Source organism: Leptolyngbya sp. BC1307, assembly GCF_002286735.1.
In the GTDB taxonomy this organism is placed as follows: Bacteria; Cyanobacteriota; Cyanobacteriia; order Phormidesmidales; family Phormidesmidaceae; genus Phormidesmis.
Genome location: NZ_NRTA01000081.1, coordinates 1 through 10,898 on the forward strand (window position 1 = coordinate 1; position 10,898 = coordinate 10,898).

At 52.0% G+C, this 10,898-nt stretch carries 11 protein-coding genes and 1 pseudogene; 11 read left to right on the plus strand and 1 reads right to left on the minus strand.

Annotated elements, in window-relative coordinates; all coding sequences use genetic code 11:
* From CKL79_RS21165 to CKL79_RS21215, 11 genes and pseudogenes are all read left to right on the plus strand, one after another.
* Positions 1 to 246: transposase (locus CKL79_RS21165; protein ID WP_170944153.1), on the plus strand; the 246-nt coding region annotated here is incomplete at its 5' end.
* Positions 247 to 253: 7 nt separating this feature from the next.
* Positions 254 to 925: pseudogene (locus tag CKL79_RS24030) on the plus strand (cytochrome ubiquinol oxidase subunit I); the annotation flags it as partial.
* Positions 926 to 1,003: 78 nt separating this feature from the next.
* Entirely contained in the window at positions 1,004 to 2,953 is a 1,950-nt protein-coding gene (locus CKL79_RS21175) for a heavy metal translocating P-type ATPase (RefSeq protein WP_121971529.1), read from the plus strand.
* Between the two features lie 110 nt (positions 2,954 to 3,063).
* Positions 3,064 to 3,663 (plus strand): superoxide dismutase, encoded by a 600-nt coding sequence (locus tag CKL79_RS21180; RefSeq protein ID WP_121971530.1) that lies wholly within the window; start codon positions 3,064 to 3,066, stop codon positions 3,661 to 3,663.
* 86 nt (positions 3,664 to 3,749) lie between these two features.
* Positions 3,750 to 3,962, plus strand: coding sequence for a hypothetical protein (locus CKL79_RS21185; RefSeq protein WP_121971531.1), 213 nt, complete (start codon positions 3,750 to 3,752; stop codon positions 3,960 to 3,962).
* 149 nt (positions 3,963 to 4,111) lie between these two features.
* A complete protein-coding gene (locus tag CKL79_RS21190; RefSeq protein WP_121971532.1) occupies positions 4,112 to 5,746 on the plus strand; it encodes an ABC transporter substrate-binding protein in 1,635 nt (544 codons plus the stop codon).
* Entirely contained in the window at positions 5,737 to 6,735 is a 999-nt protein-coding gene (locus CKL79_RS21195; RefSeq protein ID WP_170944154.1) for an ABC transporter permease, read from the plus strand. The genes CKL79_RS21190 and CKL79_RS21195 overlap by 10 nt, the downstream gene beginning before the upstream one ends.
* Positions 6,732 to 7,601 (plus strand): ABC transporter permease, encoded by an 870-nt coding sequence (locus CKL79_RS21200; protein ID WP_121971534.1) that lies wholly within the window; start codon positions 6,732 to 6,734, stop codon positions 7,599 to 7,601. Before CKL79_RS21195 ends, CKL79_RS21200 begins: the two co-directional genes overlap by 4 nt.
* Positions 7,602 to 7,603: 2 nt before the next feature.
* The gene (locus CKL79_RS21205; protein ID WP_121971535.1) at positions 7,604 to 8,533 is read left to right on the plus strand and encodes an ABC transporter ATP-binding protein; all 930 of its coding nucleotides are present in this window, start codon (positions 7,604 to 7,606) and stop codon (positions 8,531 to 8,533) included.
* On the plus strand, positions 8,520 to 9,164 hold the full coding sequence (locus CKL79_RS21210; protein ID WP_121971536.1) for an ATP-binding cassette domain-containing protein: 645 nt from the start codon (positions 8,520 to 8,522) through the stop codon (positions 9,162 to 9,164). Before CKL79_RS21205 ends, CKL79_RS21210 begins: the two co-directional genes overlap by 14 nt.
* Before the next feature lie 105 nt (positions 9,165 to 9,269).
* Positions 9,270 to 9,626, plus strand: a complete 357-nt coding sequence (locus CKL79_RS21215) for a metal-sensing transcriptional repressor (RefSeq protein ID WP_121971537.1) — start codon at positions 9,270 to 9,272, stop codon at positions 9,624 to 9,626.
* Between the two features lie 667 nt (positions 9,627 to 10,293).
* Here CKL79_RS21215 and CKL79_RS21225 read toward each other — a convergent pair.
* Positions 10,294 to 10,698: a hypothetical protein gene (locus CKL79_RS21225; RefSeq protein WP_121971539.1), complete on the minus strand. Its 405-nt coding sequence runs from the start codon at positions 10,696 to 10,698 to the stop codon at positions 10,294 to 10,296.
* Positions 10,699 to 10,898: the final 200 nt, after the last annotated feature.

The window sequence follows — 10,898 nt, forward strand, 5'->3', positions numbered from 1 at the left end:
CGGCGCATTGAGTTTTGCTACACCCCGAAGCATGGCAGTTGGCTGAATGTCGCAGAGAACGAGCTGAGCGCGATGACCCGTCAATGTGTTGACGGTAGACGATTCGAGGATATCGAAACCATCCGCAGCGAAATTGCGGCTTGGTCAACGGATATCAACAACACTCAACGAGGGGTTGACTGGCAAATGAAAGTTGAGGATGCTCGGTGTAGACTGATTTCCATTTATCCTCAAATTAAGCTCTGACGCTCCACTAGGACTCATTCTGGAACTCAAACCAAAGCTTTCGGAGCCTGTGCAAGGTCTCAAAGCATTTGCGCCAGCAGATCGGCCTCACCAGATTGGGCTAATCTACTACGCCTTTCGGATCATGATTGCGATTGGCTTTTTCTTAGCAGCGCTAATGCTGTGGAGTGTATGGCAATGGCTGCGCGGCAAACTCGCTGACGACACAATTGGCAAACAAAAGTGGCTAATGCGCGCCTGGATTTTTGCCGCGCCCCTGGGCTATATTGCCACCGATTCAGGCTGGATTGTTCGCTGTGTAGGACAACAACCCTTGACGGTGTATGGAGAAATTCGGACGATCAACACCGCTTCACACATTCCCTCAGAGACAGTTTTTACTTCGCTGATCGGCTTTGTTGCACTCTATAGTTTGTTGTTCATAACGACGCTATATTTTGGCAGGCGAATCATTTGGACACTGCTGCTATTTTTGCTGTCATTTATTGGCATCGGTTTGATCGTATTTCCCTATATTATCCCAACTAAAATCACGATATATCAAGGAGCAGCTTCGCCTAGCGCGCTGGTATTTATGCTTATTTTTGTCGGATTTCTGATTCCTATTATGCTGTTTTACGACATCTATCAGTACGTCGTATTTAGAGGTAAAGTCAGCAGCGCTAAATATGGTGAATAATTAAAGCGTGACTTGACCTTGACATCAGTGTCAAGGTTTACACTGAGGCTGTTCAGATCTTGCAAGCATCAGGGTAATATGGCCAATACTTTCTTCTCAGCACCGCCAGCTACGCGGCTCTCTCAGCGATCGCGTGACTTGCTAAAAACGTATCCTGAGGCGATCGCCGCTGCTATCTGCGCGCTGCTCACCCTATTGGGCTGGCTGGCACTCCACGGTAGCTGGCTAGGACTAGGCGTCTGGATTTTACTGGCGGCCTACGTAATTGGCGGTTACGAGAGTGCTCGCGAAGGGCTGACGACCCTGTGGCAAGAGCGAGAGCTGGATGTAGATCTGTTGATGATCGTAGCGGCGATCGGGGCGGCTACGTTGGGGCTGTGGCAGCGGGAATATTTTTTGCTGGTCGATGGCGCGGTGCTGATTTTGATCTTTGCGATCAGCGGCGCATTAGAAAGTGTGGCGATGCACCGCACAGAGCGCAATATTCGTAGTCTGATGCAGCTCACGCCAGATACAGGGCGGCGAATGTTGGGAAGTGAAGCGCAGTTAGTGGCGACAGCAGATTTGCAGGTGGGCGATCGCATCTTAATCAAACCGGGTGAACTCATCCCCACCGATGGCATCGTGCGGATCGGTAGCAGCACTGTCAACCAAGCGTCAATTACGGGCGAATCTGTGCCGGTAGATAGAGAACCGGGCGATGAAGTCTTTGCCGGAACGCTCAACGGCAGCGGAGCCCTGACGGTAGAGCTGCACAAGCCGCCCGAAAGCAGTCTGATTCAGCGAGTGATTCGACTGGTGGAGCAGGCCAAAACGGCTGAACCGCCTTCGCAACAGTTTTTAGAAAAGTTTGAACGGGGCTATGCCCGAGTGATTGTGGTGGTTGGGCTGCTGCTGGCGACGGTGCCGCCGCTGCTGCTGAATTGGAGTTGGGAGGTAACAATTTACCGGGCGCTGGTTTTTCTGGTAGTGGCCTCTCCCTGCGCGCTGATGGCGGCGATTATGCCGACGCTGCTCTCTGGTATTGCTAAAGGCGCGAGGCAAGGCATTCTCTTTAAAGACGGTGCGCAACTCGAAAAGATTGGGCAGGTCAGGGCGATCGCCTTCGACAAAACCGGCACGCTCACGACCGGCATTCTCCAGACCAGCGACCTGATGGCAGCGCCCGGCATCTCCGCTGATAAAGTGCTGCAACTAGCCGCCTCGCTAGAAGCTTATTCAGAGCATCCGATTGCTCAGGCTGTGGTAGAGAAAGCCCAAAAACGAGAGATCTCTTTACGGCCCATGACAGCAGTGCAGGCCACAGTCGGCCAAGGAATTTCAGGAAGCTTGGCGGGAGAACCGGTACGGGTGGGCAAACTCGCTTTTGTTAGTGCAGACCTGGCTTCAACCTTAGATTCTAGACTAACTTTCGATAGTCAACGGCTAGAGTCTGAAGGCAAAACAGTGATTTGGGTGAGCGCTCACGGTCAGGTATTAGGGCTGCTGGCAGTGGCCGATCAGGTACGGCCTCAATCGGCTCGCTTGCTGGCTATTTTGGCAAAAAACCAGATTATGACTGTCATGCTCACAGGCGACAATGCGGCCACCGCCCAAACCGTCGCGCAAGCCGTTGGCGTGCAAACAACATACTCAGATTTGCTGCCGGAAGATAAAGTAGGGGTGATTCAGCAATTGCAACAGCAGTATCAGCAAGTGGCCATGGTGGGAGATGGCGTCAACGATGCCCCGGCACTCGCTCAAGCCTCGGTAGGAATTGCGATGGGCGTGACGGGTAGCGATGTGGCGCTGGAGACGGCTGATATTGTGCTGATGGGCGATCGCCTCGAAAAGCTAGAACAGGCGATTCAAATTGGCGCAAAGTCACAGCGTATTATCAAACAAAACATCACCCTAGCGCTAATCTCTATTTCGCTGCTGCTAATCGCCAACTTTCTGGGTGAACTCACCTTGCCAGCGGGCGTTCTGGGTCATGAAGGATCTACGCTGTTGGTCACACTAAACGGGCTGCGGCTGCTGCGAACTTAGGCCCTTCAGATCCCCCTGGGGCGCATAGCAACAGGTTCTACAGGTGAGATATGCTCAACAAGCAAAGCAGCAATGTCTGCTCGCATCCATTGAGAGGATACTTACAAACGATGGCCTACGAACTTCCTGATTTACCTTATGACTACACCGCACTAGAGCCCCACATTTCTAAAAGTACTCTAGAATTTCATCACGACAAGCATCATGCTGGTTATGTCAACAAATTCAATGCGGCTGTAAAAGGAACTGATTTCGACAGTCAGCCTATCGAAGTTGTGATTACATCTATTGTCGATAATCCTGAGCAATCAGGATTATTCAACAACGCTGCTCAAGCATGGAATCATACCTTTTATTGGGAGAGCATGAAGCCTGACGGTGGCGGTAAGCCATCGGGAGAGCTAGCGAAAAAAATTGACGCTGACTTTGGCAGCTATGACCAGTTTGCAGAAGCCTTTAAATCAGCCGGGGCCGCTCAATTTGGCAGTGGCTGGGCCTGGTTGGTTTTAGACGGTGGCACCTTAAAGGTAACCAAAACACTCAACGCTGTGAACCCTTTGACCCACAATCAGGTGCCCTTACTAACGATGGATGTATGGGAGCACGCTTATTACCTGGACTATCAAAACCAGCGCCCTGAGTATATTTCTACTTTCTTAAATGAGCTGATGAACTGGGACTTTGCAGCTCAGAATCTAGCGGCAGCATAAGAGTTGTCTATCTTCTGGCTCTGTCTGCGCGGCTAGTCTAGCGCGAGGCAGAGCCATCTGTAATTTTTGAGAATTTTTTCAGGCTTATGTCTCAACCGGATTATCCCCAAATTGTGCTCTCGTTTGAATATCGGGGCTGGAAAATCGAGCTAGATCGAAGCGAAGAGGACGGACAGATTGTTTACGCAGTTTGGGCCAATGACGCGAAAAGTAGCGTGGTAGCTGTTCCCTATGCCGCTTCTCAAAAGCTGGCAATTCAGCGAGCAAAAAGATGGGTAGATTACCGGCTATCTCAATAGACTGACCTTTTAGAACGCCTTTGAAAAGCTTTTAGAAAACTCAAATTTCGCTCTAATATCCCCTCCCCCCGGATTGTTTCAGTCTGTTGAAGACGATACGATTGGCTTTGGCTTGGTGTTATTTGATTCATAGGTTCCGACTATTCAACATGCAGATACTTAAACGGAAACGTCTGATTGAGGGGTTAGGCGTTTTACTGGCTAGCTGGGCGATCGCAAGCTGTGCGCCCACAGATACCAACACAGCAGAGAACACGGCTGAATCTGCCCAATCTAGCTCTGCTGAACAAATTGTGCTAGCCATCGGCGGAGAAGGCGAAGAAGGCTACGACCCAACCTTAGGCTGGGGACGCTACGGAGCTTCGCTGTTTCAAAGCACCTTGCTAAAACGCGATCAGGATCTAAATATTGTCAACGACCTGGCGACAGATTACACCGTTAGCGAAGACGGCAAAACCTGGACGGTTACTATCCGAGAAGATGCGGTATTTTCTGATGGTGAACCCCTGACTGCTGCCGATGTTGCCTATACCTTCAACAAAGCAGCAGAGAGCGGTGGTCTGACCGATGTGACGCAGCTAGAGAAAGCCACGGCTGTAGATGACACCACCGTAGAACTCAAGCTGAAGCAGCCTCAGAGCACTTTTGTCAATCGTCTGATTACGCTGGGAATCGTACCCGAACATGCCCACGGAGAAGACTACGCCCGCAATCCAATCGGTTCTGGCCCTTACAAGCTGGTGCAGTGGGACGAAGGCCAACAGCTGATTGTAGAAGCCAATCCTGACTACTATGGCGAAGCACCGGGCATTCAGCGGCTGGTATTTTTGTTTGTAGAAGAAGATGGCGCTTTCGCCGCTGCTAAAGCTGGGCAAGCGCAAGTAGCCGCCGTGCCGCAGTCGCTAGCAGTGCAAACCATTGAAGGAATGAACCTCCGCAATGTAACCAGCGTAGACAATCGGGGGCTGATGTTTCCCTACCTGCCCGCAAACAGTCAACAAACGCCCGATGGTGACCCGGTTGGCAACGATGTGACAGCTGACCTAGCGATTCGGCAGGCCGTGAACTACGCAATTGATCGTCAGGCATTGGTTGATGGCATCTTAGAAGGCTATGGTTCACCTGCCTATGGCCCGGTGAGCGGTCTGGCTTGGGAAGAGTCTGAGGCCGACATTGAAGATGCGCAGCCCGAAAAGGCTGAAGAGATTTTGGCTGAGGGCGGCTGGGCTGATAGTAATGGAGATGGCATTGTCGAAAAAGATGGGCTAGATGCTGAATTCACCATCCTTTACAAGGCTGACGACAGCATTCGGCAGGCGCTGGCACTCGCTACCGCCGAAATGCTAAAACCGATTGGCATCTCTGCCAACGTGGAAGGAAAAAGCTGGGATGATATTGAGCCGTTAATGCACAGCAATGTAGTGGTGTTTGGCTGGGGCAGTCACGACCAAACGGAAATGTACAACCTGTATCATTCTCAGTCGGCGCAGGGAGACTACAACAATGCAGGCTACTACGCTGACCAGGCAATTGACAGCATGTTGGACTTAGCCATGGGCGCACCTTCGGAGGCGGAGGCCATCACGTACTGGAAGGCAGCGCAGTGGGATGGTGACAAAGGGGTGACCACTAAAGGAGATGCGGCCTGGGCCTGGCTGGTGAATCTCGATCATACTTATTTCGTCGATGAGTGCTTGGATATTGGTCAGTCTCAGGTAGAGCCCCACGGTCACGGCTGGCCGATCACGGCGAATATCGCTGACTGGCAGTGGACATGCGAATAGGCTCTCTTGCAGTATTTGCGGCGCAAAAGCTGTTGCGCTTAGGACTGTTGCTGATGGCAGTCGCCGTTTTTACTTTTGTGCTGCTGAATTTTTCGCCGATTGATCCGGTACAGGCGTACATCGGCGCAGATATGATGCAAATTAGCGCCGATCAGCAGGCGTTGATTGCCGAGCGTTGGGGACTCGATCAGCCAATGTGGAATCGCTTTCTCGACTGGTTAGGACAGCTATCCCAGGGCAATCTGGGGACTTCGCTGGTGTTCAATCGGCCGGTGAGTGAGGTGATTGCTTCGCGGTTTCAGGCGTCTTTGCAAATGCTGGCGATCGCGTGGCTCCTCTCTGGTCTCTTGGGCTTAGCTTTGGGCATCTTAGCGGGTGCGTTGGCCGGAAGCTGGGTAGATCGGCTAATTCGGCTGTATGCCTACACGCTGGCCTCTTCGCCTACCTTTTGGGTGGCGCTATTGTTGCTCATCGCTTTCGCTGTCTCTTGGAAGATTGCCCCGATTTGCTGCGCTGCGCCGCCTGGTGTGCTGTCACAAAATGTCACCTTCTGGCAGCATCTTCACCATCTGCTGTTGCCTGCGCTGGCCCTGAGCATTATTGGCATTGCCAATATCGCTCTGCACACCCGCCAAAAGCTGATTGAGGTGTTGCATAGTGACTATGTGCTGTTTGCCCTGGCTCAGGGAGAAAGCTTGTGGAACGTCGTGCGCTATCATGGCTTTCGCAATATTCTTCTTCCGGCAATTACCTTACAATTTGCTTCTTTGAGTGAACTCTTTGGCGGTTCGGTACTCGTAGAGCAAGTGTTTGCCTATCCGGGCTTGGGCGAAGCGACCGTGCAGGCGGCGCTGCGAAGTGATATTCCCTTGTTGGTTGGCATTGTATTCTTTAGCGCTTTGTTCGTCTACACTGGCAACACCCTGGCAGATCTGGCTTATCCAATTATCGATCCGCGCATTCGGTTGGGAGGTCAAGTAAACGGATGACGATTACTGCTGATACAGCAAGCCTATCTCGGCAGCGTAAACGACGACAAAATAGCCGACGGCAACAAACCTTAGCGGCGATTATTTTGGGGACGCTCTTTCTGCTCGCAATCATCTTGAGCCCCTGGTTTCTAGGAGAGTCAGGGCTAACTACCGTCCTCACGCAGCGCAATCAGCCGCCCTCGTGGGGTCATCCTTTTGGTACCGACTGGCTGGGGCGCGATATGTTGAGGCGATCGCTTCATGGCCTCTCCTTAAGCCTACGAGTCGGGCTCTTGGCCGCTAGCGTTAGCGCCCTAATTGGTACTGGGCTTGGGCTGGCCGCCGGTACCTTTGGCGGCTGGGTAGACGCGGTGATTATCTGGGTGATTGATGTCTTCTTCAGCCTGCCTCATTTAGTCCTGCTAATCTTGATCGCCTTTGCAGTCGGCGGCGGCACCAGGGGCGTGATTATTGCCGTAGCGCTGACCCACTGGACGAGCTTGGCGCGCGTGATTCGAGCGGAAGTATTGCAGACCAACAGCGCTGACTATGTGCATTTATCTCGTCAGCTAGGCAAATCTTCCCTCTGGATTGCCCGTCATCACATGGTGCCGCATATTGTGCCGCAGCTATTGGTAGGATTAATTCTGTTGTTTCCTCACGCTATTCTCCATGAGGCGGCACTGTCTTTTATTGGCATTGGCATATCACCGCATTTACCCGCAATCGGCATCATTTTGGCGGAGTCGATGCGTCACCTTTCGACCGGCTACTGGTGGTTAGGCGTCATGCCTGGGCTTCTCCTGCTGCTGTCGGTAAAGGCGTTTGACTGGTTGGGTGAGAACTTGCGATCGCTCCTCGACCCCAAAACTAGCCAGGGATAACCATGCTCTCTATCTCCAACTTGGGTGTAACCTTCACTCAATACGACCAGGGTCTCCGGCGCAAGCAGCTTGCGGTGATTACCGATTTAGATCTAGACGTGCAAGCAGGCGAAGTCGTCGCGGTGGTGGGCGCGAGCGGTTCGGGAAAAAGTCTCCTGGCCCATGCGCTGCTAGGCATTTTGCCAGACAATGCAACCCTCAGCGGCACAATGCAATTTCAGGGAGAGACCCTCACGCCGCAGCGCTGCCGGGCACTGCGCGGTAAAACGATCGCCTTGATTCCGCAGTCAGTCGGGTATTTAGATCCGCTGATGAGCGTTGGGCAGCAGGTGCAGCGGGTGGCGCAGCTAGCCGGACAGTCTAAAGCAGCCGCCAGGATAAGCGCGCAAAAAACCTTTGCGCGCTACGATTTGCCAGCCGCTACGTACAACCTTTATCCTTTTCAGCTCTCAGGCGGTATGGCCAGACGGGTGCTTGTTTCGACTGCCGTCGTCACCCCGGCTCAGCTTGTGATTGCCGATGAACCCACCCCAGGGCTCCATCCTGACATTGTTACCGAAACGCTCAATCACCTGCGGGAATTAGCCCGCGAAGGGCGCGGCGTAATTTTGATCACGCACGACATTGAAGCTGCCCTGCAAATTGCGGATCGGGTCGCGGTCTTCTACGCGGGTACAACCGTAGAAATTGCGGCAGCCAAAGACTTTTCTACCGGGAATTTGCGCCATCCTTATACGCAGGCGCTCTGGCGATCGCTCCCCCAAAACGAATTTGTACCCGTCCCAGGCAATCAGCCCAGCCCGGAGAATTTGCCCAAAGGCTGTTTGTTTGGCGATCGCTGCCTCTGGGTGAGCGAGCCGTGCCAGGCAGAAAGGCCGAAGCTGAGAAATCTAAAAGACGGCTGGGTGAGGTGTATTCATGCTGAAAGGTAACCATCTGTGGTTTCGCTACGGTAAACAGTTGCCGTGGGTCGTTGAAGAGAGAAGCTTAGCGGTAGCGCCCGGTGAAATACTGGGGCTGATGGCACCCTCGGGCTATGGTAAAACCACGCTGGGTAAGCTGCTATCGGGTTATTTGCCGCCGATCAGAGGAACGGTGAGCGTGAACGGGCGATCGCTGCCCCCAAAAGGATATTGCCCGGTGCAGCTCGTCTTCCAAAATCCTGAGCTAACGGTCAATCCGCGCTGGCGCATTCGTCAGATTTTACAGGAAGGCCGTCCGCCTAACCCCGATCAGCTAGCAGCCTTTGGCATTCACCCCGGCTGGCTAAACCGCTACCCGCACGAGCTCAGCGGCGGTGAACTGCAGCGGGTGGCGATCGCCCGCATTCTTAACCCAGCCACGCAATACCTGATCGCCGACGAAATGACCGCCATGCTCGACGCCAATACCCAGGCGCTGATCTGGCAAACGGTGCTTGCCTTTGTCAGGCAACAGCAAATAGGGATGGTGGTGATCAGTCACGATCTGCCTCTGCTTAAGCGGCTGTGCGATCACATTTTGAACCTGGACAATGATGCAATGCCTGCAAATACAGCGGCGTTCTCCAGCGGCGTTCGCTAGACAGTTTTCTCAACAATCTCGTTACAGTTATCTTAAAATAAAGCTTAAAATTCTTACGCTTATTAGCTGATACAGCAGCTTTTCAACTTCACCCAAAGCAACTCAATGAAACCCTCGTCAGCAGATCATCATAGCTCGTTAAAGGGTGACCACCTACCCAGTCAGGGCACCGACCACAGCCATAGCGCTGATCACGTCCACAGCGAAACGTCTCAAAGGCGAATTATCAACCGGCTTTCTCGCATTGAAGGCCACCTGCGCGGCATTAAAACGATGGTGCAAGATGATCGTCCCTGCCCAGATGTATTAATTCAAATTGCGGCGGTTCGAGGTGGATTAGACCGGGTCGCCCGCATCATCTTAGACGAGCACCTGAGCGAATGTATCACCCGAGCTGTCGATGAAGGCAATATCGAAGCAGAGGTAGCCGCGCTCAAAGCCGCCCTCGACCGCTTTATCTGACCGCTGATTTGTCTAAGGATCGAGGATTAAATAACTTGACTCCTAAGAAACACAAACTAATCAACCTTGAAAAGCCTCAATTGTCGCCATGGGGACGACAATTGAGTTTCTTTCAGGTTGATCGAATAGCCAGCAGTGCTGTTCGTGAGGGGCTCAGATCTTGCAGCAATCTCGATAAGCCCGGTCGGGCAATGATTTGAGGTCAATCTGAAAGCTTTGTTGGGCAGCGATATCGGCACTATCACGTATGCGTCTGAGTAGCTCGATCCAGAGCACAGAAGGTAACAATCTCTCTAAGGCTAAGCGAGAGGTTGCCTTCCAATCTAAAACCGGCGGCCAGGCCCAGAGGTCAATCCAATTCGCGAGCAGATAAGGAGAGCGAAAAAAGTGGGGAAAACGTTGAAAACTCGTCGAATAGTACAAACGATTTTATAAGGGTTCATGCTGAATACCGACGTTGATTGTGGGTTGAGATCGCCGATCCCAGGATTGAGAAGGTACGCATCTGAGCGGGAAGAGTACGAATTTCCGAGATTTTCCCTGATTTTTTTCGCTCTCCTAAATAGAGTCGCGCTCAATTGGGCCTCAATTGGGCACAGCAGCATCCAGGAAAAGCTCGCGGGCAGCTCGTAGCCAAAATCCTCAAATACCGCTTGCGTAAAAGCAATCACTCGCTCAGCGCCTCAGCGCCATCTTGAGCTTTGGCTGTTTGGTGCGATCTCTCAAAGTTAGGATACGCCGTTGTCAAAAAGTCATTGCCAAAAAAGTCCAAAGTCTCGAATACACCTTTGGCATAGAATGCTTGAAAGCTAGATGCCTTCTGAGATTCCTGTTGGAATATTTCCGAACTACCGTCAGTTCCTTTAGTAAAAAACAAGCGAGCTAAGGCAATCAAAAAATCAGGATCGTCATGTCCCGTAGTGACTTCTCGGGCTGCTATTTGCTGCCAAACTAACGGCAAGCAATTGAGCGCAACCGCATCAATGCCGCGCAAAATGGAGCTAGCTGAAAGCGCTAGCGGTAAACCTGGTGAAGAAAGATGAGCGTTAGCAGAATCAATGGCTATAGCCATAAGAACAATGTCCTAGTATGTAGATGCTGGCAATCGGTTGATAAAATTGTCGTGACATTAAACTTGTTCAAGAACTTGCTGAATTTCCTGTAGATACTATAAGATAGGAGTTACGCATTGACAGCAAAACGAAACTATGGTCAAGCGAAAGTAGCTTCTGTTACGTTTTCTAGAATAAACTGTCGAATGACGGGGACAAA

What these genes read in the sequence shown, in the direction of transcription:
- CKL79_RS21175 (WP_121971529.1), top strand. Translation starts at nt 1,004, where the DNA reads ATGGCCAATACTTTCTTCTCAGCACCGCCAGCTACGCGGCTCTCTCAG.
- CKL79_RS21180 (WP_121971530.1), top strand. Translation starts at nt 3,064, where the DNA reads ATGGCCTACGAACTTCCTGATTTACCTTATGACTACACCGCACTAGAG.
- CKL79_RS21185 (WP_121971531.1), top strand. Translation starts at nt 3,750, where the DNA reads ATGTCTCAACCGGATTATCCCCAAATTGTGCTCTCGTTTGAATATCGG.
- CKL79_RS21190 (WP_121971532.1), top strand. Translation starts at nt 4,112, where the DNA reads ATGCAGATACTTAAACGGAAACGTCTGATTGAGGGGTTAGGCGTTTTA.
- CKL79_RS21195 (WP_170944154.1), top strand. Translation starts at nt 5,737, where the DNA reads ATGCGAATAGGCTCTCTTGCAGTATTTGCGGCGCAAAAGCTGTTGCGC.
- CKL79_RS21200 (WP_121971534.1), top strand. Translation starts at nt 6,732, where the DNA reads ATGACGATTACTGCTGATACAGCAAGCCTATCTCGGCAGCGTAAACGA.
- CKL79_RS21205 (WP_121971535.1), top strand. Translation starts at nt 7,604, where the DNA reads ATGCTCTCTATCTCCAACTTGGGTGTAACCTTCACTCAATACGACCAG.
- CKL79_RS21210 (WP_121971536.1), top strand. Translation starts at nt 8,520, where the DNA reads ATGCTGAAAGGTAACCATCTGTGGTTTCGCTACGGTAAACAGTTGCCG.
- CKL79_RS21215 (WP_121971537.1), top strand. Translation starts at nt 9,270, where the DNA reads ATGAAACCCTCGTCAGCAGATCATCATAGCTCGTTAAAGGGTGACCAC.
- CKL79_RS21225 (WP_121971539.1), bottom strand. Translation starts at nt 10,698, where the DNA reads ATGGCTATAGCCATTGATTCTGCTAACGCTCATCTTTCTTCACCAGGT.